The organism is Pseudomonas sp. NPDC008258 (assembly GCF_042956345.1).
In the GTDB taxonomy this organism is placed as follows: domain Bacteria; phylum Pseudomonadota; class Gammaproteobacteria; order Pseudomonadales; family Pseudomonadaceae; genus Aquipseudomonas.
In genome coordinates, this window is record NZ_JBIBGE010000027.1 from 1 (window position 1) to 25,300 (window position 25,300).

The window sequence follows — 25,300 nt, forward strand, 5'->3', positions numbered from 1 at the left end:
TTGGAATTGACTTGAGACTTTGGGGCCGCTGCGCAGCCCATCGCCGGCAAGCGCGGCTCCCACACCGAAGGCAGCGGGCTTGCGGGCAGAGTTCCTTGCGCGACAGCGCAGCCAGAAATCAGGCCACTTCTTCGTACGGCAGCCCCACATAGTTCTCGGCAATGTTCACCAACCCCGCCGGCGAGTTCAGGAAGTACTCGCGGTCGGCCTCCTGCATCTTCTGGTCCCAGGCATCCTTGTGGCTGCCGAAGTCATGCAGCAACTGGGTCATGAACCAGCTGAAGCGTTCGCCCTTCCATACCCGGCGCAGGGCCAGCGGCGAATATTGCTGCAGCAGGTCGGTGCGCCCTTCGCGGTACACCTTGACCAGAATGCGGTAGAGGTAGTTTACGTCCGAGGCAGCCAGGTTCAGGCCTTTGGCACCGGTAGGCGGGACAATATGCGCGGCGTCGCCGACCAGGAACAGGTGGCCATATTGCATGGGCTCGACCACCAGGCTGCGCAGCGGGGCGATGCTTTTTTCCAGGGCTGGGCCAGTCACCAGGTCAGCCGCCACATCAGCAGGCAAACGGGCTTTGAGTTCGTCCCAGAAACGCTCGTCAGACCATTCCTCGACCCGGTCCTGCAAGGGGACCTGCACGTAGTAGCGGCTGCGTGTTTGCGAGCGTTGGCTGCACAACGCAAAACCGCGCTCGTGATGGGCATAGATCAGCTCGTGATTGACCGGCGGTGTGTCCGACAGCAAGCCCAGCCAGCCAAACGGGTAAACCCGCTCGTACTGCTTCAGCACACCCTCGGGGATGCTTTGCCGCGAAACACCATGGAAGCCGTCACAGCCGGCGATATGGTCGCAGTCCACCCGGTGCACGCGGCCATCTTTTTCGAAGGTGATGTAAGGCTTCTCGCCTTTCAGTTCATGCGGCTGGACATTGCTGGCGCAATAGATAATCGGCGCACCGCTGGCTTCACGGGCCTGCATCAGGTCACGGGTGACTTCGGTCTGACCGTACACCATCACCGTCTTGCCACCGGTCAGGGCCTTGAGGTCCAGGCGCTGACGGCGCCCGCCAACCAGCAGCTCGACCCCTTCGTGCACCAGGCCTTCACGGTCCATGCGCTCAGCTACACCGGCTTCGCGCAGCAGGTCGACCGTGCCTTGCTCCAGCACCCCGGCGCGGATGCGGCCCAGTACGTACTCGGGCGTCTGGCGCTCGACAATGATGTTGTCGATGCCGGCCTTGTGCAGCAGCTGACCCAGCAGCAGGCCAGACGGACCTGCACCAATAATTGCAACCTGAGTTTTCATTGTTGTTGTCTCTGTTCGGACGATGCCGGCCCTGGACTGGCAGTGGGGCGGCATCTGCTGTTAGGGTTTGCCCTTGCATTTTTACTGGCAGAAACCGCCAGATAAGTGTGCTATCCCATGGGAAATCTGCACTTTTACAAAAAACGTTCGATTAACGGACAGGCGAACCTGCATGAAATCCACCCTCCCCGGCGTCCCGTTGTTCAAGCTGTATGGCGAAAACCAGGCCTGGCCCGGCACCGACCTGCTGCACTGCGAGTCGATCCCGGCGCGTAGCCGCCTGCACCACTGGGAGATCAAGCCGCACCAGCATGCCGAGTTGTTCCAGTTGCTTTACGTACAGCGCGGCCAGGCCCAGGTGGAGATCGAGGGCGCGCGCAGTGCCATCGGCGAGGCAGCGATCCAGGTGGTGCCGCCGATGACCGTGCACGGCTTTCGCTTCAGCGCCGATATCCAGGGGTATGTGCTGACTTTCGGCATGGCGCTGGTGGCGAACCTGGAGCAGCGCCTGGGCGCGCCGCTGACGGTGCTGGCAAAACCGGCGTGTTACCCGCTGGGCCGTGATCGCGTGCACCTGCGCAGCCTGATCGGCACTTTGCAGCAGGAGTACCAAGGCAGTGCGCCGGGGCGGGCCACGCTGCTGGAGGCATTGGTGACTGCGTTGATGGTATGGATCAGCCGCCGCCAGCAACTGGGCCAGGCGCCGCGTACCCGGGATGAACGTGACCGGCAGTTGCTGGGGCAGTACCTGCGCCTGGTCGAGGCGCATTACCGTGAGCACCTTTCGGTGGAGGATTTTGCCGCCCGGCTGAATGTGCCGAGCCTGCAGCTGAACCAGCTGTGCCGGGCCTTGAGCGGGCAGACCGCATTGCAGGTGGTGCATCAGCGGTTGTTGCTGGAGGCCCGGCGTAACCTGACTTATACGCGGATGAGCATCGGGCAGTTGTCGGATAGCCTGGGCTTTACCGACCCGACCTACTTTGCACGGTGGTTCAAGCGGTTGAGTGGGCAGACGCCCAATGGGTATCGCAGGTCGGGTTTGGCTGAATGATTGCCGTGGCCTGTGGGGGCCTCTTCGCGGGCACGCCCGCTCCCACAGTGACCGCGCCGCTCTCAAAGTTTGCTCAGTACCTGTGGGAGCGGGCGTGCCCGCGAAGAGGCCCCCACAGGCGGCACACATCTACAGTTTGCTTGACGTTTACGTCAACCTACCCTCAGGATACCGGCATACCCCACGCCGAGCCCCAGCATGAGCACCCAGACCTACAGCATCTCCGACCTGTCCCGCGAGCTGGACATCACCACCCGGGCCATCCGCTTCTATGAAGAGCAAGGCTTGCTGAGCCCCGAACGCCGTGGCCTGGAGCGTATCTACTCGGCGCGTGACAAGGTCAGCCTGAAACTCATCCTGCGCGGCAAGCGCATCGGCTTTTCGCTGGCGGAGTGCCGTGAACTGATCGAACTCTACGACCCCACCAGCGGCAACCTCAAGCAGCTCCACAGCATGCTGGCAAAAATCGCCGAACGGCGCGCCCAGCTGGAGCAGCAGATGCTCGACATCCACCAGATGCAACTGGAACTGGACACCGCCCAGGAGCGCTGCGAACAAGCCCTGGCCGCCACCCTGAACAACAAAGACAACCGCTGACGCCACAGGAAACCCGCCATGTCCTTGCCCAAAGAAGTCCGCCTGGTCGAAGTCGGCCCCCGCGACGGTTTGCAGAACGAAGCCCAGCCCATCAGCGTCGCCGACAAGGTGCGCCTGGTGGACGACCTCACCGAAGCAGGCCTGGCCTACATCGAAGTGGGCAGTTTTGTCTCGCCCAAGTGGGTGCCGCAAATGGCCGGCTCCGCCGAGGTGTTTGCCGGTATCCGGCAGCGCCCTGGCGTTACCTATGCAGCACTGGCCCCCAACCTGCGCGGTTTCGAGGACGCCCTGGCGGCGGGGGTAAAGGAAGTGGCGGTATTCGCGGCCGCCTCTGAAGCCTTCTCGCAGCGCAATATCAACTGCTCGATCAGCGACAGCCTGACGCGCTTCGAGCCGATAATGGAAGCGGCTCGTAACCACGGCGTACGCGTGCGCGGCTACGTGTCATGCGTGCTCGGCTGCCCCTACGAAGGCAAGGTCAGCGCCGAGCAGGTAGCACCGGTGGCCCGCGCCCTGCACGACATGGGCTGCTATGAGGTGTCGCTGGGTGACACCATCGGCACCGGCACGGCCGGCGATACCCGCCGCCTGTTCGAGGTGGTTTCGGCCCAGGTACCGCGCGAACAGCTGGCGGGGCACTTCCACGACACTTATGGCCAGGCCCTGGCCAACGTCTATGCCAGCCTGCTCGAAGGCATCAGCGTGTTCGACAGCTCGGTAGCCGGGCTGGGTGGCTGCCCCTACGCCAAAGGCGCGACGGGCAACATCGCCACCGAAGACGTGGTGTACCTGCTACAGGGGCTTGGGATTCACACCGGCATCGACCTGGAGCGGCTGATTGCCGCTGGCCAGCGGATCAGCAGCGTGCTGGGCCGCGGCAATGGGTCGCGGGTAGCACGGGCGCGTAGCGCGCAGTGAGTCACACGGGTGTCACAAAGGTGTGGGCGGAGTGTTACCGCCCCCACGTTTCACAGCAAAAAATCGGGTAACAGGGAAACAAATCGACAGAATTTCAGGGCTGGCTATTTTGGCGCTATACGCTAAGTGCTTGATTTTAAAGGATTTGAAAAAGTTGGCACGCACTCTGCTATATATTTGGTACAAGAACAAAAAAAACAACGTGACACCCAATAAAAACAACAGATAACGGCTCTGACATAACAAGAACAACACGGCAGAGGCGCAGCAAGCAGATCTTTTTGGAGTCGACACGCTTTTCAGGGGTACGCCCCGCGGTCTGGCACAGAACAATAAAACTACCTCAAGGTAGCAGCAGCCAGGTTCGGATCAGCAATGATGAAGGCAGGTCAGCGCTCAAAAAAATACGTTTGCTCTTGACCCCGCATGGGGGTCGCCCGCAACACCAAGGCAGGCTTACAAAAACAACAAAAAGCCCGTCTCAATAATAAAAAAAGAGCAAGCAACAACGCTTTGGGGGGAGCTACGGCTCCCCTTAGTGCTTCCTGTCTCCCCCTTCCCCTCCGTTCAGCCTGCTGATGCAGCAATCTGCCTTGTACTGCGGTCCACCCTGTAACCCCACAGGAGGACAACGCCATGCCGGTTGAAATCGATGAAACCACTCGCCGCTGTACCCTGATCGGCGAAGACTCGCGCATCGAGGGTGATGGCCCTGATATCGAAATCATCACCGACGAGCAGCTGCGCATGTCGGTGGCCTTGCTTGCAGGCCATCGCGTACCCATTACCGAAGCCGAGGCCGATGCACTGACCGTGGCGGGTGCGGTGGATAGCCGCAGGCATCTGAAAGCTAGCGTGCCAGGCTCGGTAATCTAAGGGCTGGCGGGGTGAAGGGGACAATCTGATACGGTTTTTATCGCGAAACCTGAGCCTGTGCTGATAACAGCCTCAGGGCCATAGTGCTCATGCCTGATCGAGGCCTGATGAGCACCGAGCCATGAACAATAGAATCCCTTTCACAGAGATCGCCACCGCCCCAGCCAGTTCTCAACCGCGACGCGCCGACAGCGGCATCCACACCCGCAGCTTCACCGGGCTGTACCGCACACTGCGCATCAGCTTTGCCGGCGCCCTGTTCGTGCTGTTCTTCGGCACGGCCTGGCTGAACTGGAACGGCCGCCAGGCTGTACTGTGGGATTTGGCCAACAGCAAATTCCATATCTTTGGTGCCACCTTCTGGCCGCAAGACTTCATCCTGCTGTCGGCGCTACTGATCATCTGCGCCTTCGGCCTGTTCGCCATCACCGTGTACGCTGGCCGCGTGTGGTGTGGCTACAGTTGCCCGCAGAGCACCTGGACGTGGCTATACATGTGGTGCGAAAAGGTTACCGAGGGCGATCGCAACCAGCGTATCAGGCTGGCCGCCGCCCCCTGGAGCCTGAACAAACTGGCGCGTCGTGCCTTGAAGCACAGCCTGTGGCTGGCCATTGGTGTCGCCACTGCCCTCACCTTCGTCGGCTACTTCACGCCCATTCGCCCGCTGGCCGCGGAACTGTTCACCCTGCAACTGGGCGGCGTGGCGCTGTTCTGGGTGCTGTTCTTCACTGCCGCCACCTACATCAATGCCGGCCTGCTGCGTGAAGCGGTGTGCCTGCACATGTGCCCGTATGCACGCTTCCAGAGCGTGATGTTCGACAAGGACACCCTGGCAGTTGCCTACGACCCGCGCCGCGGCGAGGCCCGCGGCCCGCGCAAGAAAGGCAGTGACGTACAAGCCCAAGGCCTTGGCGACTGCATCGACTGCACGCTGTGCGTGCAGGTGTGCCCCACCGGCATCGACATCCGCGATGGCCTGCAAATGGCCTGCATCGGCTGCGCAGCGTGCATCGACGCCTGCGACGGGGTGATGGACAAGATGGGCTACGCCCGCGGCCTGATTGGCTACAAGTCCGAGCACAGCTTGCAGGGCGGCACTACCCACTGGCTGCGCCCGCGCCTGATCGGCTACGCGGTCGCGCTGGTGGTGATGATCGGTGCGCTGGTGGTGGCCTTGCAACTGCGCCCGATGGTATCGCTGGACGTCATCAAGGACCGTGGCCTGTTCCGGGAGAATGCCCAGGGCCAGATCGAGAACATCTACCTGCTCAAGGTCATCAACAAGACCGAGCGCACCCAGCACTACGAAGTGCGCCTGCTGGACGCAGAAGGTTTCACCTTGCAGGGCAACACCACCTTGGTAATCCCCGCTGGCGAAATGAGCGAACTGCCGGTGTCGGTGGCGATGCTGGCCGAACGCCCGGCCAGCAGCTCGCAAACCCTCAGCTTCGAAATTCGCGAGCGTGACGACGCCGCCATCCGCAGCGTTGCCCAAAGCCGCTTCGTCGCACCGATGAACCGCTGATCCCTTACACTGACTCCACCTTGCCTGCCAGGCTTCGATAGAAGGCCAGAATGAAACGCTACGAACGCTTCGCCGACGACATTGCCGAACTGATCCGCTCCGGGGTACTGGGCCCCGGCCAGCGCGTGCCTTCGGTGCGCTATGCCAGCCAGACCCACGGGGTCAGCCCGTCCACCGTGTTCCAGGCCTATTACCTGCTGGAACGGCGCGGGCTGATCCGCGCCCGGCCGCGCTCGGGCTATTTCGTCAACGCCCACGCCCCGCGCCAGTTCAGCGAGCCCCAGGCGTTGCAGCCCGTCAGCGAATCCACTGACGTGGACGTCAGCGCACTGGTGTTCTCGATCCTCGACTCTATCAAGGACCCCAACACCATCCCGTTCGGCTCAGCCTTCCCCAGCCCCGAGCTGTTCCCGCTGCAGCGCCTGTCGCGCTCGCTGGCAAGCGCCAGCCGCAGCATGGACCCGCGCATGGTGGTGACCGACCTGTCGCCTGGCAACCCACAGCTGCGCCGGCAAATTGCCCTGCGCTACATGGTCGGTGGGCTGATGCTGCCCATGGAGGAGTTGCTGATCACCAACGGTGCACTGGAAGCCCTGAACCTGTGCCTGCAGGCGGTGACCCAGCCGGGAGACCTGGTGGCCATCGAAGCCCCTGCCTTCTACGCCTGCCTGCAAGTACTGGAGCGCCTCAAGCTCAAGGCGGTGGAAATCCCCGTGCACCCACGCGAAGGCATGGACCTCGGGGTACTGGCACAAACGCTGGAAAAGCATCCGGTGAAAGCCGTCTGGTGCATGACCAACTTCCAGAACCCTGTTGGCGCGAGCATGCCGGAGGCGAAGAAGCAGGCGCTGGTGGAACTGCTGACGCGTCACCAGGTGCCGTTGATCGAGGACGATGTATACGCCGAGCTGTATTACGCGCAACAGGCGCCCAAACCCGCCAAGGCCTTCGATACGCAAGGCCTGGTGATGCATTGCGGTTCGTTCGCCAAAAGCCTTGCGCCCGGTTACCGCATCGGCTGGGTGGCGGCCGGGCGCTTTGCGCAGAAAATCGAGCGGCTCAAGCTGATGACCTCGCTGTGCGCCTCGATGCCGGCCCAGGCAGCCATCGCCGACTACCTCCAGCACGGCGGCTACGACCGCCACCTGCGCAAGCTGCGCTATGCACTTGAAGGCCAACAGGCCAACATGCTGGCGGCCATCACCCGCTACTTCCCGGCACCCACGCAGGTCAGCCAGCCGTCGGGTGGCTACTTCCTGTGGCTGGAGCTGCCCGAGCAGATGGACGCGCTGAAGCTGTTCCACATGGCCCTGGCCCAAGGCATCAGCATCGCCCCCGGGCCGATCTTCTCGCCTACCCGGCGCTTCGGCAATTGCATCCGCCTGAACTATGGCAGCCCCTGGCATGACGGGGCCGAACGGGCCATGGACACCCTGGGGCGGATCATTCGCTCGTTCTGATGGATGATGGCCCGGCGGGCGACTGTTCGCTTGAAGGCGAACGCGATAAAGTCTGTGTTTCCCCTTTTGTCGGACGTCGGCATGCCCTCCCGCGACCTGCTTTCACTGCGCCAACAAGTCGAAGCCCTTCAGCGGCAGAACGCGCAATTGCAATCACAGCTTGCCGGCCATCAGGCCCACGACCAGAACTTTTATCGTTCGCTGTTCGACACCATGGACGAGGGCTTTTGCATCATCGAGTTCTTCGACGGCCCACACGGCCCGTTGAGTGACTATGTGCATGTGCTGGCCAACGCAGCCTACGCCAAGCATGCCGGCATCCCCAACGTGGTCGGGCAGAAGCTGCGCGAAATGGTGCCCGATGAGGCCGATGACTGGGTGGCCCGTTATGGCGCGGTGTTGCGCACGGGGGAGCCGCTGCACTTCGAGCAGGAACTGGTTGCCACCGGCCGCGTACTGTCCGTCACCACGTTCCGCGTAGAACCCGCCGAAAAACGCCAGGTCGCCGTACTGTTCAAGGACGTTACCGAACGCCGGCTGACAGAGCAGGCCCTGCAGCACCTGAACGAAGAGCTTGAACAGCGGGTGAGCGCTGCACTGGCAGGGCGCCGGCTGTTTGCCGAACTGGTCGACCACAGCATGGCGAATGTGCATGTGGTCGACAGGGGCATGCGCTGGCTGGCCATCAATCGCCAGGCCAAGCATGACTTTCAGCTGCTGTTCGGGCGTACGCCTGCAATCGGTGATTACTTGCCAGAGCTGATCAGTCATGAGCCCGAAGTCCGGGCACTGAGCGTGGCCATGTGGCAGCGTGCCCTGGCAGGCGAGCAGTTCGTCGAGGTCGGCACCTTCGGCAAGGTGCCCGAGCAGCGCCACTTTGAACTGCGCTTCAATGCCTTGCGCGACCATGAAGGCGAAATACAGTGCGCCTTCCTCTTCGCTTATGACATCACCGAGCGGGTGCAGGAGCAAGACCGCCTGGCCCAAGCCGAAGAGGCCTTGCGCCAGGCCCAGAAGATGGAAGCGGTGGGCCAGCTCAGCGGCGGCATCGCCCACGACTTCAACAACCTGCTGGGCGGCATCCTGGGCGCTCAGGAGCTGATGCGCCAACGCCTGGACCAGTCTCGTTTCGACACCCTGCAGCCACTGCTGGAGCTGTCCAGCAGCTCGGCGCAACGTGCATCCTCACTGGTTCACAGGCTGCTGGCCTTCGCTCGCCAGCAAACCCTGCAGCCTTGCTCCACGCAGGTGGCCACGCTGGTGGCCGGCATGGAAGAACTGCTGCGCCGCACCATGGGCCCGGCCATCACCCTGGGCAGCCAGTTTCCCAACCAGCTATGGCCGACCTTCATCGACCCGCCGCAGCTTGAAAGTGCGCTGCTCAATGTGTGCATCAACGCCCGCGATGCCATGCCGGCAGGCGGGGTGATCGAGATCATCGGCGACAACCTGCTGCTGGACGAGGTACAGGCTCAGGCGCTGGAACTGCCCGCCGGCGAGTACGTGCGCCTGAGCATCTCCGACAACGGCAATGGCATGTCGGCAGAGGTGGCCGAGCGTGCCGTCGACCCGTTCTTTACCACCAAGCCCATGGGCCAGGGTACCGGCCTGGGTTTGTCGATGACCTACGGTTTCGTCCGCCAGTCGGGTGGCCAACTGCGCGTCCTTTCCACGCTGGGTGAAGGCACGCGCATCGAATTGCTGCTCCCCCGCTACTACAGGCAACCCAAGGCACCCGTTCCCAAGCCACAGCGCATGTTGCAGGAGAGAAGCGGCACGGCGGTGCAGCGCATCCTGCTGGTCGAGGACCAGACGGCGTTGCGCCTGGTGGTTTGCGAAGTGCTGGAGGAGCTGGGTTACCTGGTGGATGCGTTCGAGGATGGCCCCTCTGCCCTGGCCTACCTGCAAAACAGTGAACGCCCAGACCTGCTGCTAAGCGATATCGGCTTGCCCGGCGGCCTGAATGGCCGCCAGGTGGCCGAGCGTTGCCGCGAGCGCTACCCCGACCTCAAGGTGCTGTTCATCACCGGTTACGACGAAAGCGCGGCGCTCAGTGACGGCCAACTGCTGCAAGGCACCGCGGTGCTGACCAAGCCGTTCGATCTGGAGGTGTTGGCCGAGCACGTACGCACCCTGCTTGAGGCGTGACGGGCGCGTTCAGCGCCCACCGCCCAGGTCGATGAAGCTACCAGTGGAGTAGGACGCGTTGTCCGACAGCAGCCAGAGAATGGCCTGCGTCACTTCGTCAGGGCGCCCGCCGCGGCCCATGGGCAAGCCGGGTTCGAGCTTGCTGACCCGGTCGGGGTCGCCGGATAGCGCATGAAAACCGGTGTGGATGTAGCCCGGCCTTACACCATTGACCCGCACGCCTTCTCCTGCCACTTCCTTGGCCAGGCCGATGGTGAAGGTATCGAGTGCACCTTTGGAGGCGGCATAGTCGACATATTCGTTGGGCGAGCCCAGGCGTGCCGCTACCGAAGACACGTTGACGATGGCGCCGCCCTGCCCGCCGTGCCGACGGGCCATACGCAGCAGGGCGTGCTTGGCGCAGAGCATGGGGCCGACGACGTTGGTCTTCATGACCTTGAGCAGGCGGAACTCGGACATGTCCTCGACCCGGCTCTGCTGGCCGATGGTGCCGGCATTGTTGACCAGTGCGGTAACCGGGCCGAGTGCTTCGTCGACGTGCTGGAACAGCTGGATGATTTCATCTTCGACGCTGGCGTCGGCGCGCACGGCAATGGCTTCGGCGCCGAGGGCGCGGACCTGGCCGAGTGTGCTTTCTGCGGCCTGCTCGTCGGCGTGGTAGTTGATGCAGATGCGGTAGCCCTGGCGGGCGGCCAGCAGCGCCGTGGCAGCGCCGATGCCACGGCTGCCGCCGGTGATGACGATGACTTTGTCCATGGCTTTGTCTATCGCTCTGGGGAGGGAGAGCCGACAATAGGCGAATTAACTGTGCAGGGGAATGACCACGGTCAGCACAGACACTTCTTGGTTTTTGGTTTTTGGGTGTGGGCATTTACATCGCGTAGCTATTCATTGCCGAGGGTGGCGCTCAATCACCTTTCCGCCCTTACGGCGGGTCCCTTTTTGTCGTGGCAAAAAGGAACCAAAAACCGTTCGCTCCCATCATGCGGCCCCTACGCTGCGCTCCGGGGTTCCCTCGCTACGGGCTTGCTCCCGGGAGTACGCGCTGCAGGCCCCATCCATGGGGCCTCAGCGCTTGACGGGCATCCATGCCCGTCACCTCCCTCCGCAAGCCCTCCGCTCGGCCTCCTGAAGTCGCAATCGGCGGCGCCTGGACTATCGCGCGCTTAGAAGCAAAAGCCGAAGCAAGAGCAAGAGCAAGAGCAAGAGCAAGAGCAAGAGCAACGCATGTGGTCTGGTCTCTCGGATTGCCTCAATGGCCCGCCGACGCGGGCCCCGCCTTCGCGGTAAACGGCGGTTTGGCGAACCACACGAGCAGGATCAACCCTGCAAACACCCAGGTCATCAGGGTGAAGTAGTCCACGGTCGACATCATGTACGCCTGCCCGTTGAGTATCTGCTCAAGCTGCGCATAGCTTTGCGGGTTGGCCCCGCCCAGCTGCTCAAGCGTGTGCCGCGTTGCCGGGTCGAACTGGCTGATGTTCTCGCTCAGGTAAGCATGGTGCTGGTCCGCCCGGCGAATCCAGATCCAGGTCGTCAACGACGCTGCAAAACTCCCGCCCAGGGTACGCAGGAAGGTCGCCAGCCCCGAGCCATCGGCAATCTGGTGCGGCGGCAGGTCGGACAGCAGGATGCTCAAGGTCGGCATGAAGAACAGCGCCACGCCAATGCCCATGAACAACTGCACCAGGGCCACATGCTGGAAGTCCACCTCACTGGTGAAGCCCGCACGCATGTAGCAACTGGTGCCGATCGCCAGAAACGCCAGCCCCGCCAGCACACGCAGGTCGAAGCGGTGCGCATACTTGCCCACGAACGGCGACATGACTACCGGCAACAGGCCGATCGGCGCCACCGCCAGGCCCGCCCAGGTGGCGGTGTAACCCATCTGTGTCTGCAACCACTGCGGCAGGATCAGGTTGATGCCGAAGAACCCGGCATAGCCCCCTACCAGCACAATGGTGCCGACGCGGAAGTTGCGGTGCACGAACAGGCGCAGGTTCACTACCGGGTGGCGGTCGGTCAGCTCCCAGATCACGAACACCGCCAGGAACACCACCGAGATCAGGCTACCGATAATGATGAACGACGACTCGAACCAGTCCAGGTCATTGCCTTTGTCCAGCACCACCTGCAACGCACCAACACCGATAATCAGCGTCAGCAGGCCGATGTAGTCCATTGGCTGGCGGCTGGTGACCACTGGCCGCGTGCGCATCTGCTGGCGCACCACGGCAGCGGCAAACAGGCCGATGGGTATGTTGATGAAGAAGATCCACGGCCAGCTGTAGCTGTCGGTTATCCAGCCGCCAAGAATAGGCCCGGCAATCGGCGCCACCACCGTAACCATCGCCAACAGCGCCAGGGCCATGCCTCGCTTGGCGGGCGGGTAGACAGCAATCAGCAACGTCTGCGTCATGGGGTACAGCGGCCCCGCTACAACGCCCTGCAACACGCGAAACCCGACCAGCTCAGGCATCGACTGGGCAATACCGCACAGGAACGAGGCCAGCACGAACAGCAGCGTGGCCCAGATGAACAGTTTCACTTCGCCAAACCGCCGGCTTAGCCAGCCCGTCAGTGGCAAGGCGATGGCGTTGCTCACCGCAAACGAGGTGATAACCCAGGTGCCCTGCTCGTAACTCACCCCGAGGTTGCCGGAAATGGTCGGCAACGCCACGTTGGCGATGGTGGTGTCGAGCACCTGCATGAACGTGGCCAGCGACAGGCCGATGGTGGTCAGCAGCAGGCTGGGCGGCGTGAACTGGGCTGCGGCATTGTTGCTCATCGCTGGGCCGTCTTGCCGGTTGCGCTGTTTTCGTGGATCAAGCGGGCGATCAGGTCATCGGCCTCGACCAACTGACGGTCGTACACCTGCGTGGTGTAGCTGGCCTGTTGCGGCGGCTGTTGGGCCAGCGCCGGGCCGCTCTGGTCATGAAGGTCGACTTCCACCACGGTGGAAAGGCCAATGCGCAGCGGGTGGTCCTTGAGCTGATCCGGGCTCAGGTGAATACGCACCGGGACACGTTGCACGATCTTGATCCAGTTGCCAGTTGCGTTTTGCGCTGGTAGCAAGGCAAAGGCGCTGCCGGTACCGGCGCCAAGGCTGTCGACCGTACCGCTGTACTTGACCTCGCTGCCATACAGGTCGGCGCTGATCTGTACCGGCTGGCCGATACGCATCTCGCGCAACTGGGTTTCCTTGAAGTTGGCGTCGATCCATACCTGGTCCAGCGGGATCACCGCCATGGTCGCAGTGCCCGGCTGCAAGCGCTGGCCCAGTTGCACGGTACGCTTGGCAACATAACCGGTAACCGGTGCCACCAGGGTGGTGCGGGCGTGGTCGAGGTAGGCCTGGCGCAGGTCGGCAGCAGCGGCCATCACCTCAGGGTGCGAGGACACCACGGTGTCGTCGACCAGCGCACTGCTGGTGCTGAGTTGCTGGCGGGCACTGTTGACGGCGGCCTGGGCCACGCTCAGGTCATCGCGGGCATGGGACAGCTCTTCGGCAGCAATCGCACCGCTGTCGGCCAGCACCTTGCGCCGGTTGAAATCCTGCTGGGCCTTGCGCAGTTCGGCCTGGCGGGTTTCCAGCTGGGCCTTGAGCGAGTCGACGTTGCTGTACAGCCCGCGCACCTGGCGCACACTGCGCGCCAGCTTGGCTTCGGCAGACTGCAAGGCCACCTCGCTTTCGGCCGGGTCGAATTGCAGCAACACCTGGCCGGCATGGACCAGGTCGCCGTCATCGGCGCCAATGCTGGTGACCGTGCCGGTAACCAGCGGGGTGATCTCCACCACGTTGCCGTTGACGTAGGCATCGTCAGTGCTTTCGTGCCAGCGCCCGACCAGGCTGTACCAGGCCCAGGTACACGCACCGGCAACAATCAGCAGCAACAGCAGGCCTAGCAGCCAGGCCTTGCGCTTGCGTGACGGCTCGGGCGTGGCGGAGGGAGTCGGGGTGTCTGCGGGGGTAGCCATGGCAATACCTTGGATAATTCGTGACAGGGTTCAACGGTCGCCAAAGCGGCGGATCGTCAACGGGTCGCCGGCACCGAGCAGGACCTTGGCCAGCAGGCCTTCCAGGGTCTTGAGCTCTTCGGGAGCCAGCACGCCGCACAACTCGTTCATGGCGGCGGCGCCAATTTCCGGCAGGCGGTCGGCCAGGCGCTGGCCGTCGGCGGTAAGCGCCAGGCGCACCAGGCGGCGGTCGTCGGCGCAGCGGTTGCGCACGATCAGCTCCTTCTGCTCGAGGCGGTCGAGCATGCGGGTCATCGAACCGCTGTCCAGGCCCAGGTAGCGGCACAGCTCGGCCGGGGTATCCACCTGGTACTGGGTGACGATGATCAGCACCTTGAACTGCGCGGCGGTGACGCCCTCTGATTCAAGGTGCCAGTCGAGAATGCGGTCCTTCAGGATCGCCGCGCGGCCGAGCAGCATGCCGATGGCGCAGGTCTGGAAGTTTTCGGGAGAGAAATGGGCCATTGGGGACTGCTCAGGCAATTGTTTAAAAATATTACTGCTTAGGCAGTGAATGTCAAAGCTTTGATTAGCTTGCTATGGAAAATTTCATGAATTGGCGCTTTTCTCGCTTGGAATGCCCGCCCTTTGTGGGAGCGGCCTTGCGTCGCGAAAGGGCTGCGCAGCGGCCCCGGCAATCTTCGCTATGACGCGGGATTCTGGGGCTGCTGCGCAGCCCTTTCGCGACGCAAGGCCGCTCCCACAGGGGCCGCGCTCGTCGCTGTTACAACGCCCCCAGGCCCAGCGCCTGCACGGCCCCGCAGGCAATCGCCATACCCACCAGCTCCGCCAGGCTGCCGGCCTGCAAACGCTTCATCACCCGCCCCCGGTACAGGTCTACGGTCTTCACGCTGATGCCCAGCAGCTCGGCAATCTCACGATTACTCAACCCTTGGGCCAGCGGCACGAACACGTCACGCTCGCGCGGGGTGAGGCCGTCGATACGCGCCTGTACCTGGGCCAATGCCTGGTCGCCCTGGCGCGCACGCTCAGCCTGTTCCAGCGCGGCCTGCACACTGTCGAGCAGCAACTGGTCGTTGTAGGGCTTTTCGATGAAGTCGCAGGCACCAGCCTTGAACGCACGCACCACGATCGGCACATCGGCATGGCCGCTGACAAAGATCACCGGCAGCGCCAGGCCGCGCGCGCGCATCGCCTGCTGCACCGCCAGGCCGCCCAACCCTGGCATGCGCACATCCAGCAGCACGCAGGCGGGCCCATCGTCGACGCAGGCGTCGAGAAACGCCTGCCCACTGGCAAACGGCAACGCCTGCAACCCTACCGATTGCAGAAGCCAGACCGTTGAATCACGCATACCCTGATCGTCATCGACCACATACACTTTTGCTTGCACCCTTACCCCCCTATCCCCTGCTTACCGCCAGCCGGCAGCACAATACCAAACCGCCGTTTTCACCCGCCCGCGCCCACAGGCTGCCGCCAAAGCCTTCGATCAGGCTGCGGCTCATGCTCAAGCCCAGGCCCAGGCCATCGGCCTTGCTGGTGGTGAACGAGGTGAAGATTTCATCCAGCCGCTCGGGCGCGACACCTGGGCCCTGGTCGGCCACCTCCACCAGTACGCCGTCGCCATCACGCACAGCGCCAAGCAGGATACGTGACGGCTGTTCGCCATGCCGCTCGCGGTTGGCATCGATGGCATTGCGCAACAGGTTGAGCAGCACCTGCTCCAGCAGCACCCGGTCGGCATACACCGAGGGCAGTTGCGCGCTCATGCGCAAATCGACCGTTACCTGGTCGCGTGCGGCCTCCCAGGCGCAAAGGCGCATGGCTTCGCCGGCCACCTCGACCACGTCCAGTGCCTGCAGGCGCCGTGGCCCCTTGCGCAGGAACGCCCGCAGGCGGCGGATTACTTCAGCGGCATGGGTGGCCTGCTCGCTGATGCGCTGCAGGCCCTGCCCTACCCGCTCGCGGGCCTGGGGGTCGCGCTCGATACCCGCGAGGTAGCGCTGGCTGGCGTTGGCATAGTTGACCACAGCGGCCAAGGGTTGGTTGATTTCGTGGGCAATGCCCGAGGCCAGCTCGCCCAGCGTGGCCAACCGGGCACTGTGCGCCAGGTTTTCCTGGGCTTCGATGCGCAAGGTGATGTCGCGGGATACGCTGACCACTTCCACCACCGCGCCGGTGTAGGTTTCGCGGATGGCACGGCTGGCGATTTCGAACCAGCGGTAGCCCCCGGCAGCCTGGCGCACCCGGCAAGTCATGGTGTGGTAGCCATCCTGGTCCAGGGCGGCGGCGGCCTGGCGCAGCACCTGGCGACGCTCGCCCGGGTGCAGCAAGCTGTGTACGGCCATGCCACGCAACTGCTCGGGCCACAGGCCAAGCAGACGAAAAGCGGCCGGCGATGCATCGAGGAAACGGCCATCCGGGCTGTGCCGGGAGATCAGGTCGGTGGTGTTCTCGATGATTAGCCGGTACAGGCGCCGGGCGCGGCTGGCTTCGCGGGCGCCGCGGCGCTCTTCGCTGGCGTCACGGCAGCGCCCCAGCACCTGCTGGCGCTGATCATCCGGAATGAACGACCACAGCACGGTGCGCTCCCCCACCTGCACCTCGACATCGGCAATCGCCCGGTGCTGGCGCAGGCAGGCACGCACCAGGGCGGCGCAGTTGGCCGGCAGCCAGCTGGCCAGCGGCGGGCCTTCATCGACCCAGGCTTGCAGCGCCCGGTTGAGCACCAGCGGCGTGGCATCCCCCGCCAGCAACAGGCTGGGTTGTGGGTCTTTGGCAAGCAACGGATAAGCAGTCTTGTCCACGGTAGGCGGCTCGTTGTTATAGTAGTTTTACCATATTGCTATAGTCGATATTCCTACTACCATAGCGAATCGCGTAAAACTGCGACAGAGGAAGGCGGCCTACCGTACGCCTTCCCGCACCCTGAACAGAGCTAACAATCAGCCACCGGGGGCCAAGCGCACAGGCTGCGCCTGCCTCCCTTACAGGATTACCGCATGTCGATCTATGCCCAGGGCCTGATGCCCGCTGCCGTCAACCATGTCGCCCTCACCCCGCTGAGTTTCATCGAACGCACCGCTGCCGTTTACGGCCAGTATCCGGCCGTGATCCACGGTGCCATCCGCCGCAACTGGCAGCAAACCTATCAACGCTGCCGGCGCCTGGCCAGTGCCCTTGCGGGCCGTGGCATCAGCCGTGGCGACACCGTGGCAGTCATGCTGCCCAATACCCCGGCCATGCTTGAAGCCCACTTTGGCGTACCCATGACCGGTGCCGTGCTCAATACCCTGAATGTGCGCCTGGACGCCGAGGCCATTGCTTTCATGCTGCAGCACGGCGAGGCCAAGGTGCTGATTACCGACCGCGAGTTCCATACGGTGGTCGAAGCCGCCCTGGCGTTGCTTGATCACCCGCCGCTGGTGGTGGATGTGGATGACCCGGAGTACGGCGAAGGCCGTGCAGTCAGCGCACTGGACTACGAGGCGCTGCTCGCCGAGGGCGACCCGGAGTTTGCCTGGGAATGGCCCGATGACGAGTGGCAAGCCATTTCGCTCAACTACACCTCCGGCACCACCGGCAACCCCAAAGGCGTGGTTTACCACCACCGCGGCGCCTACCTGAACGCCCTGGGCAACCAGATGACCTGGGCCATGGGCCACCGCCCGGTGTACCTGTGGACCCTGCCGATGTTCCACTGCAACGGCTGGTGCTACCCCTGGACCATCACCGCCCTGGCCGGCACCCACGTGTTCCTGCGCCGGGTCGACCCGCAGAAGATCCTGACCCTGATCCGCGAACACCGGGTCAGCCACCTGTGCGGCGCGCCCATCGTGCTCAACGCCCTGGTCAACATGCCCGAGTCAGCCAAGGCGGCCATCGAGCACCCGGTACAGGCCATGGTCGCCGGTGCTGCACCGCCGGCCAAGGTAATCGGCGCAGTCGAGGAGATGGGCATCCAGGTCACCCATACGTATGGCCTGACCGAAGTCTACGGCCCGGTGACCGTGTGCGCCTGGCATGACGAGTGGGATGAACTGACGCTGGAAGAGCGCGCGCGCATCAAGTCACGCCAAGGCGTGCGCTACCCGACCCTTGACGGGCTGATGGTCGCCGACCCGCAAACCCTTGAGCCGGTGCCGCGCGACGGCAACACCCTGGGCGAGATTTTCATGCGCGGCAACACGGTGATGAAGGGCTACCTGAAAAACCCCGAAGCCACCGCCGAAGCCTTCCGTGGCGGCTGGTTCCATACCGGCGACCTGGCCGTGTGGCATGCCGACGGCTATGTGGAGATCAAGGACCGGCTCAAGGACATCATCATTTCCGGTGGCGAGAACATCTCCACTATCGAAGTCGAGGACGCCCTGTACAAACACCCGGCAGTGCTTGAAGCCGCCGTGGTGGCGCGACCGGACGAAAAATGGGGAGAGACGCCGTGCGCGTTCGTTGCCCTGAAGCCAGGCCGGGAAGACACCCGCGAAGCCGATATCACCAGCTGGTGCCGCGAGCACCTGGCCGGGTTCAAGGTGCCGAAGACCGTGGTGTTTGGCGAATTGCCAAAGACCTCGACCGGCAAGATCCAGAAGTACGTGCTGCGCGATCGGGCCAAAGCCCTCTGATCCCGTAGTGGCCTTTTCGCGGGCGCGCCCGCTCCCACAGGTATTGCATAAGGCCCAGGTTGGTGCGGTCCCTGTGGGAGCGGGCGTGCCCGCGAAGAGGCCCGCCCAGATTTCCACTATCCCGAGAGCTACCGATGACCACCTACGCCGCCCCCCTGCGCGACATGCGCTTCATCCTGCATGACGTATTCAACGCCCCGGCCCTGTGGGCCCGCCTGCCCGCCCTGGCCGAGCGCATCGATGCCGACACCGCCGACGCCATCCTCGAAGAGGCAGCCAAAGTCACCGGCCAGCTGATAGCCCCGCTCAGCCGCAACGGCGATGAACAAGGCGTGCACTTCGATGCCGGCAAGGTCACCACGCCAGACGGTTTCCGCCAGGCCTGGCACACCTACCGTGAAGGCGGCTGGGTCGGCCTGGGCGGTAACCCGGAATATGGCGGCATGGGCATGCCGAAAATGCTTGGCGTGCTGTTCGAAGAAATGCTCTACGCCGCCGATTGCAGCTTCAGCCTGTATTCGGCGTTAAGCGCCGGCAGTTGCCTGGCAATCGATGCCCACGCCAGCGAAGCGCTCAAGGCCACTTACCTGCCCCCCCTGTACGAAGGCCGCTGGGCCGGCACCATGTGCCTGACCGAACCCCAGGCCGGCACTGACCTGGGGCTGATCCGCACGCGCGCCGAACCCCAGGCGGATGGCAGCTACCGCATCAGCGGCAGCAAGATTTTCATCACCGGCGGTGAGCAGGACCTGACCGAGAACATCATCCACCTGGTGTTGGCCAAGCTGCCGGATGCACCCAGCGGCGCCAAGGGCATTTCGCTGTTCCTGGTGCCAAAGTACCGGGTCGAGGCCACTGGCAGCCTGGGCGAACGCAACGCCGCCCATTGCGGCTCGATCGAGCACAAGATGGGCATCAAGGCCTCTGCGACCTGCGTGATGAACTTCGACGGTGCCATTGGCTACCTGGTGGGCGAGCCGAACAAGGGCCTGGCGGCGATGTTCACCATGATGAACTACGAGCGCCTGTCCATCGGCATCCAGGGCATCGGCTGCGCCGAAGCCTCGTACCAGAGCGCCGCCCGTTACGCCAACGAGCGCCTGCAAAGCCGCGCCGCCGGTGGCGCGCAGGCACAGGACAAGGCTGCCGACCCCATCATCCACCATGGCGATGTGCGGCGCATGCTGCTGACCATGCGCACCCTGACCGAGGGTGGCCGGGCGTTTGCCGCCTACGTTGGCCAGCAACTGGACCTGGCGCGCTATGCCGAGGACGCCGGCGAACGTGAGCATGCCCAGCGCCTGGTGGCGCTGTTGACGCCAGTGGCCAAGGCCTTCTTCACCGACAATGGCCTGGAAAGCTGCGTGCTTGGCCAGCAGGTGTTTGGCGGCCATGGCTACATCCGCGAATGGGGACAGGAGCAGCGCGTACGTGACGTGCGCATTGCGCAGATCTATGAAGGCACCAACGGTATCCAGGCCCTCGACCTGCTGGGGCGCAAGGTGCTGGCCGACGGCGGCCAGGCCTTGGCCGGTTTTGCCGCCGAGGTGCGGGGCTTTGCCGTGGATGCGCCGTTGCACCGTGCGCCCCTGCAGGCCAGCCTGGCGCGGTTGGAGGCGACGAGCGCGTGGTTGCAGGCGCGTGCCGGGGAGGATGCCAACCTGGTCAGTGCGGTGGCGGTTGAGTACCTGCAACTGTTCGGGCTTACGGCGTATGCCTACATGTGGGCACGGATGGCGGCAGTGGCATTGGCCAGGCATGACGAGGATGCGGGTTTCCACGGGGCCAAGCTGGCGTGTGCCGAATTCTTCTTCCAGCGGGTGCTGCCGCGGGGGCTGGGGCTTGAGGCCAGCATTCGCGCAGGCAGTGGCAGCTTGTACAAGCTGGAAGCAACACACTTCTAATCCGCAAAGCGGTTACAGCTACGTGGTCTTGTGCGCGAAGGGTTCTCAAACGCTGAAAAACCATTGCAAATCCGACGAAAAACCGTCACAACTGATAGTCATTCGCCATTACGTCGGTTCTCGGGAGCCCTCTAGCAAGGGTAGAATGCGCAAAACCCGGAGCCGCAATGAACCAAGACCGCCTCAACCCCAGCCCAGACGATGCCATCACCGACGCCGCAGCGCATTGGTGCATGCGCCTGCATGCCGAAGATTGCACGGCGGCCGAGCGCGAGGCGTTCGCTGGCTGGCTGGCGGCGGACCCGCGGCATGCCGAGGAATACCAGGCGATGCTGGAAATCTGGCAAACCGCCGACCTGTTGCCGCGCAACGCCACCGTGGTCGACTTCAACCCGCCCGTTCGCCAACCTGCGCGCCCGCGCAACTGGCGCCCGCTGGCATCCGCCGCCGCCATTGCCCTGGCGGTCCTGCCGCTGGCCGGCTGGGTGGGCTGGGAACAAGGCTGGCTGCCCAACCACTACCAGCACTTCGAAGCCGGCGACCGCATGCAGACCGTGGAGTTGAGCGACGGCAGCACGGTGCAACTCAACCTCAATACCGAACTGACCTACCTCAATTACAAGGACCAGCGCCAGGTCACCCTCAAGCGTGGGGAGGCATTCTTCAAGGTGCAGCACGACAGCAGCCACCCGTTCATCGTGCATGCCGGCCGTGGTCAGACCCGCGTCACCGGTACGCAATTCAACGTGTGGAAGTACCAGGATCAGGTCAAGGTCACCCTGGTGGAGGGCTCGGTGCTGGTGACCAGTGACGGCAGTGCCGGCGGCTACCGCCTGGGCCCAGGCATGCAGGCCAGCTACCACAAGGGCGACTTTGAGCCACAGCTGGAACAGAGCGATGACTATGGCAACAGCCTGGCCTGGCGCAGCGGCAAGCTGGTGCTCGACAACCTGAGCCTGGAACAGGCGCTGCCGGTGATCAACCGCTACCTCGACGCGCCGCTGCTGCTGGCCGATGCCAGCACCGGCCGCATCCGTATCAGCGGCATCTACAACACCCGCGAGGTGGGTCGCCTGGTCAACAACCTGCCCAAGGTGCTGCCGGTCTACCTGACCCGCAGCAAGGACGGCAGCACCGTGCTGAACCGCATCTCGCCGCCGCCCGACAAGGGCTGACACCCTCCCCGCGTTACAAGGTCATTGCTGCCAGCCAGCCGAACGCCAGCAGCGGCAGGTTGTAGTGGATGAAGGTCGGCACCACGGTGTCCCAGATATGGTGGTGCTGGCCATCCACGTTCAGGCCCGAGGTCGGCCCCAGGGTCGAGTCCGAGGCCGGTGAACCTGCATCGCCCAACGCACCCGCAGTACCGACGATGCACACGGTGGCCACCGGGTCGAAGCCCAGTTGCACGCACAGCGGCACAAAGATCGCGGCCAGGATCGGCACCGTGGAGAACGACGAGCCGATGCCCATGGTCACCAGCAGGCCTACCAGCAGCATCAGCAAGGCACCGATGCCCTTGCTATGGTCGATCCACTGCGCCGAGGTTTCCACCAGGCTTTTCACTTCACCCGTGGCCTTCATCACATCGGCAAAGCCCGAGGCGGCAATCATGATGAAGCCGATCATGGCCATCATTTTCATGCCTTCGGTGAACAGGTCGTCGGTGTCCTTCCACTTGACGATGCCCGACAGCGAGAAGATCAGGAAACCGACCATGGCACCGATGATCATCGAGTCGAGCAACAGTTGCACGATGAACGCCGCGGCAATGGCCAGCCCCGCCACCAGCAGTGTCAGCGGGTTGTACTGCACGCTCACCTGCTCCACCTGCTCGATGCGCGCCAGGTCGTAGTCACGCTTCTTGCGGTAGCTGATGAACACCGCCAGCAGCAGGCCGACAAGCATGCCGGCAGCCGGGATGGCCATGGCATGGGTGACATTGACACCACTCACATCGACACCGGCACGGGCAACGTTGGCCAGCAGGATTTCGTTGAGGAAAATGTTGCCAAAGCCTACCGGCAGGAACATGTACGGGGTAATCAGGCCGAACGTGATCACGCAGGCGATCAGCCGGCGGTCGATGCGCAGCCGGGTCAGCACGTACAACAGCGGCGGCACCAGCAGCGGAATGAAGGCGATATGAATGGGCAGGATGTTCTGCGACGACACCGCCACCGTCAGCATCAGGCCGATCATCAGCCATTTCACCTTGCCGCCATTGGCGTGGCCCTGGCGATCGATCATGGCCAGGGCGCGGTCAGCCAGCGCATGCGCCAGCCCGGACTTGGCGATGGCCACGGCAAACGCACCCAGCAGCGCATAGGACAAAGCCACCGTAGCACCACCGCCCAACCCGCCGTTGAAGGCCTTGAGCGTACCTTCGATACCCAGGCCCCCGACCAGCCCACCGACCAGGGCGCCAATGATCAGGGCGATGACCACGTGCACGCGGGACAGGCTGAGTATCAGCATGATGCCGACCGCGGCGATCACTGCATTCATGGTTGGCTTACCTCATTACGACAGAAAAAAAGCGCGAACTCTGAAGCAGTGGGGGGCAGATGTCAAAAATGCCATGTTGCGGCGCATTACCAATGCCCTACAACGGGACCACGCAGGCCTGAAATTAAATTGAACGTTTGAATAAAGAAAAAACCGCACCCGCCGACACAAACGCTAGCCACACTCTTATTACAAGGGATCCGCCCCCATGCCTTTGCGACAACTTTCCATCCAGTGGAAGATCACCCTGCTCGCCGGTCTCTGCCTGGCCGGCATCGTCACCTTGCTTGTCGGCCTGTCGCTGTACCGCATGGACCACAGCTCGGACCTGGTCAAGGCCAGCAGCATGCAGATGCTGACCGAAGCGGCGCAGTCGCGCATCGAGTCGCAGGGTGAGGTGCAAGCCCTGAATATCCGCCGCCAGTTCATGGACGCCTATCAATACGGTGCAGGCTTCGCCCGCCAGGTGTTGTTCCTGCGCGAGCAGGCGGAAAAGCGCTATCTCGATGCCTTCGACCTGCGCGAGGACATGACCCGCCAGGTGCGCGCCGCCCTGCAGGCCAACCCCGACCTGCTTGGCCTGTCGCTGGTGTTCGAACCCAACGCACTGGACAGCAAGGACAGCCTGTTCGCCGGCAAGGCAGAGCTTGGCAGCAACGAAACCGGGCGCTTTGCCCTGTACTGGTCGCAGCCGCGTGCCGGCCAACTGACCGCCATGGCGTTGCCCGAGCATGACATGGCCAACACCGAGATCGGCCCCAGCGGCCAGCCGGCCAACACCTGGTGGGTGTGCCCACGCACAACCGGCAAGGTGTGCGTGGTGGAGCCCTACTTCTACGAGATTGATGGCCAACAGGTGCTGATGACCAGCATCGTCTTCCCGCTGGCCGTCAACGGCAAGACCATTGCCACCCTGTCCATCGACATCAACCTAAACAGCCTCCAGGCCCTGAGCCAGGAAGCAAGCCGCAGCCTGTACGAAGGCCGCACGACGGTCGGCATCCTCAGCCCGGTCGGCCTGCTCGCCGGCTACAGCGCCGACGCCAGCAAGCTGGCCCAGCGCTTCGACCAGGTAGACACGGCCAAGGGTGCCGAGCTGGTGCGCAAGCTGGCCGATGGCAAGTTGACCATCCTGCACGACCAGCAGCGCCTGAAGGTGCTGGCCGCGTTCCGCCCGATCCCCGACGCGCAACCCTGGGGTGTGCTGCTGGACGTGCCGGAAAACGCCCTGACCGGGCCTGCCGAAAAACTGAAGCAGGAACTGGACGCACTGAACACCAGCGGTACCCTGCTGGAGCTGGGCCTGGGCCTGGCGGCGGCCATTGCCGGCCTGCTTATGGTGTGGCTGATGGCGCGCGGGGTTACCCGGCCGATTCTTGGCGTGGCCGCCATGCTCAAGGACATTGCCAGTGGTGAAGGCGACCTCACCCGCCGCCTGGCCTACCAGAAGCAGGACGAGCTGGGCGAGCTGGCCGGCTGGTTCAACCGCTTCCTCGACAAGTTGCAGCCGACCATCGCCGAAGTAAAACGCTCGGTGCAGGCTGCCCGCGGCACCGCCGACCAGTCCTCGGCCATTGCCACGCAAACCAGCGCTGGCATGGAACAGCAGTACCGCCAGGTCGACCAGGTGGCCACCGCCTCGCACGAGATGAGTGCCACCGCACAGGACGTGGCCCGCAGCGCGGCCCAGGCTGCGCAGGCCGCCCGTGACGCCGACCAGGCCACCCGTGAGGGGCTGGCGGTGATCGACCGCACCACCACCAGCATCGATGCCCTGGCCGCCAACATGAGCGACGCCATGGCCGAAGTCGAAGGCCTGGCACAGAACAGCGAGAAGATCGGTTCGGTGCTGGAGGTGATTCGTTCGATTGCCGAACAGACCAACCTGCTGGCCCTCAACGCCGCCATCGAGGCGGCCCGCGCAGGTGAAGCCGGCCGTGGCTTTGCCGTGGTTGCCGATGAAGTACGCAACCTGGCCCGGCGCACCCAGGAGTCGGTGGAAGAAACCCGCCAGGTGATCGAGGCCTTGCAGGACGGCACCCGCGAAGTGGTCGGCGCCATGGACAACAGCCACCGCCAGGCCCAGGGCGGTGTCGAGCAGGTCGGTCAGGCCGTCACGGCGTTGCAGCGCATCGGCCAGGCAGTGACAGTGATCACCGACATGAACCTGCAGATCGCTTCTGCCGCCGAGGAGCAAAGTGCGGTGGCCGAGGAGATCAACAGCAACGTGGCGACCATCCGCGATGTCACCGAATCGCTGTCGGGGCAGGCCAACGAGTCTGCACGCGTCAGCCAGTCCTTGAACAGCCTGGCCAACCAGCAGCAGGCGCTGATGGACCAGTTCCGCGTGTGAGGCAAACAGGGCCGCCCCGTGCGGCCCTGAATCCCCCCCTACCTCGTC

At 63.7% G+C, this 25,300-nt stretch carries 19 protein-coding genes and 1 pseudogene; 12 read left to right on the plus strand and 8 right to left on the minus strand.

What is annotated here, in order from left to right; all coding sequences use genetic code 11:
* Positions 1 to 118 precede the first annotated feature (118 nt).
* On the minus strand, positions 119 to 1,306 hold the full coding sequence (pobA, locus tag ACFY9W_RS20550) for a 4-hydroxybenzoate 3-monooxygenase (RefSeq protein WP_391133838.1): 1,188 nt from the start codon (positions 1,304 to 1,306) through the stop codon (positions 119 to 121).
* Positions 1,307 to 1,478: 172 nt separating this feature from the next.
* Between pobA and ACFY9W_RS20555 the strand changes: the two genes are divergently transcribed.
* The 7 genes from ACFY9W_RS20555 to ACFY9W_RS20585 all read left to right on the plus strand — a co-directional run bounded on the left by ACFY9W_RS20555 (position 1,479) and on the right by ACFY9W_RS20585 (position 9,881).
* On the plus strand, positions 1,479 to 2,357 hold the full coding sequence (locus ACFY9W_RS20555) for a helix-turn-helix domain-containing protein (RefSeq protein ID WP_391133840.1): 879 nt from the start codon (positions 1,479 to 1,481) through the stop codon (positions 2,355 to 2,357).
* Between the two features lie 198 nt (positions 2,358 to 2,555).
* The gene (locus tag ACFY9W_RS20560; protein ID WP_346645690.1) at positions 2,556 to 2,954 is read left to right on the plus strand and encodes a MerR family DNA-binding transcriptional regulator; all 399 of its coding nucleotides are present in this window, start codon (positions 2,556 to 2,558) and stop codon (positions 2,952 to 2,954) included.
* A gap of 18 nt (positions 2,955 to 2,972) precedes the next feature.
* The gene (locus tag ACFY9W_RS20565; RefSeq protein WP_391133842.1) at positions 2,973 to 3,872 is read left to right on the plus strand and encodes a hydroxymethylglutaryl-CoA lyase; all 900 of its coding nucleotides are present in this window, start codon (positions 2,973 to 2,975) and stop codon (positions 3,870 to 3,872) included.
* Between the two features lie 636 nt (positions 3,873 to 4,508).
* Positions 4,509 to 4,748, plus strand: a complete 240-nt coding sequence (locus tag ACFY9W_RS20570) for a DUF3203 family protein (RefSeq protein ID WP_391133844.1) — start codon at positions 4,509 to 4,511, stop codon at positions 4,746 to 4,748.
* 121 nt (positions 4,749 to 4,869) lie between these two features.
* Positions 4,870 to 6,273, plus strand: coding sequence for a cytochrome c oxidase accessory protein CcoG (gene ccoG / locus ACFY9W_RS20575; protein WP_391133846.1), 1,404 nt, complete (start codon positions 4,870 to 4,872; stop codon positions 6,271 to 6,273).
* A 50-nt stretch (positions 6,274 to 6,323) separates the two neighbouring features.
* Positions 6,324 to 7,733 (plus strand): GntR family transcriptional regulator MpaR, encoded by a 1,410-nt coding sequence (mapR, locus tag ACFY9W_RS20580; RefSeq protein ID WP_391133848.1) that lies wholly within the window; start codon positions 6,324 to 6,326, stop codon positions 7,731 to 7,733.
* A gap of 81 nt (positions 7,734 to 7,814) precedes the next feature.
* Positions 7,815 to 9,881 (plus strand): PAS domain-containing protein, encoded by a 2,067-nt coding sequence (locus ACFY9W_RS20585; RefSeq protein ID WP_391133850.1) that lies wholly within the window; start codon positions 7,815 to 7,817, stop codon positions 9,879 to 9,881.
* 9 nt (positions 9,882 to 9,890) lie between these two features.
* Here the strand turns inward: ACFY9W_RS20585 and ACFY9W_RS20590 are convergent, their stop codons facing one another.
* From ACFY9W_RS20590 to ACFY9W_RS20615, 6 genes are all read right to left on the minus strand, one after another.
* On the minus strand, positions 9,891 to 10,637 hold the full coding sequence (locus ACFY9W_RS20590; RefSeq protein ID WP_391133852.1) for an SDR family oxidoreductase: 747 nt from the start codon (positions 10,635 to 10,637) through the stop codon (positions 9,891 to 9,893).
* 496 nt (positions 10,638 to 11,133) lie between these two features.
* Positions 11,134 to 12,669, minus strand: a complete 1,536-nt coding sequence (locus tag ACFY9W_RS20595; RefSeq protein ID WP_391133855.1) for a DHA2 family efflux MFS transporter permease subunit — start codon at positions 12,667 to 12,669, stop codon at positions 11,134 to 11,136.
* Positions 12,666 to 13,859 (minus strand): HlyD family efflux transporter periplasmic adaptor subunit, encoded by a 1,194-nt coding sequence (locus ACFY9W_RS20600; RefSeq protein WP_391133858.1) that lies wholly within the window; start codon positions 13,857 to 13,859, stop codon positions 12,666 to 12,668. The genes ACFY9W_RS20595 and ACFY9W_RS20600 overlap by 4 nt, the downstream gene beginning before the upstream one ends.
* Positions 13,860 to 13,889: 30 nt before the next feature.
* A complete protein-coding gene (locus tag ACFY9W_RS20605; RefSeq protein WP_012272018.1) occupies positions 13,890 to 14,363 on the minus strand; it encodes a MarR family winged helix-turn-helix transcriptional regulator in 474 nt (157 codons plus the stop codon).
* A gap of 259 nt (positions 14,364 to 14,622) precedes the next feature.
* On the minus strand, positions 14,623 to 15,252 hold the full coding sequence (locus ACFY9W_RS20610) for a response regulator (protein WP_391133862.1): 630 nt from the start codon (positions 15,250 to 15,252) through the stop codon (positions 14,623 to 14,625).
* 10 nt (positions 15,253 to 15,262) lie between these two features.
* Positions 15,263 to 16,669 carry an ATP-binding protein gene (locus ACFY9W_RS20615; RefSeq protein ID WP_391133865.1) on the minus strand — a complete coding sequence of 469 codons (1,407 nt, stop codon included), beginning with the start codon at positions 16,667 to 16,669 and terminating at the stop codon, positions 15,263 to 15,265.
* A 195-nt stretch (positions 16,670 to 16,864) separates the two neighbouring features.
* On the opposite strand from ACFY9W_RS20615, the gene ACFY9W_RS20620 reads away from it, so the two are divergent.
* From ACFY9W_RS20620 to ACFY9W_RS20630, 3 genes are all read left to right on the plus strand, one after another.
* Entirely contained in the window at positions 16,865 to 18,487 is a 1,623-nt protein-coding gene (locus ACFY9W_RS20620) for an AMP-binding protein (protein ID WP_391133868.1), read from the plus strand.
* A gap of 134 nt (positions 18,488 to 18,621) precedes the next feature.
* On the plus strand, positions 18,622 to 20,391 hold the full coding sequence (locus ACFY9W_RS20625; protein ID WP_391133871.1) for an acyl-CoA dehydrogenase C-terminal domain-containing protein: 1,770 nt from the start codon (positions 18,622 to 18,624) through the stop codon (positions 20,389 to 20,391).
* A 167-nt stretch (positions 20,392 to 20,558) separates the two neighbouring features.
* Entirely contained in the window at positions 20,559 to 21,566 is a 1,008-nt protein-coding gene (locus ACFY9W_RS20630; RefSeq protein WP_391133874.1) for a FecR domain-containing protein, read from the plus strand.
* Positions 21,567 to 21,579: 13 nt separating this feature from the next.
* On the opposite strand, the gene ACFY9W_RS20635 is transcribed toward ACFY9W_RS20630, so the two are convergent.
* A complete protein-coding gene (locus ACFY9W_RS20635) occupies positions 21,580 to 22,899 on the minus strand; it encodes a Na+/H+ antiporter NhaC family protein (RefSeq protein ID WP_391133877.1) in 1,320 nt (439 codons plus the stop codon).
* Between the two features lie 529 nt (positions 22,900 to 23,428).
* Here ACFY9W_RS20635 and ACFY9W_RS20640 point away from each other — a divergent pair.
* Both ACFY9W_RS20640 and ACFY9W_RS20645 read left to right on the plus strand, forming a co-directional pair.
* Positions 23,429 to 24,394, plus strand: a pseudogene (locus tag ACFY9W_RS20640) (HAMP domain-containing protein); the annotation flags it as partial.
* A 102-nt stretch (positions 24,395 to 24,496) separates the two neighbouring features.
* Entirely contained in the window at positions 24,497 to 25,252 is a 756-nt protein-coding gene (locus tag ACFY9W_RS20645; RefSeq protein WP_391134077.1) for a methyl-accepting chemotaxis protein, read from the plus strand.
* Positions 25,253 to 25,300 lie beyond the last annotated feature (48 nt).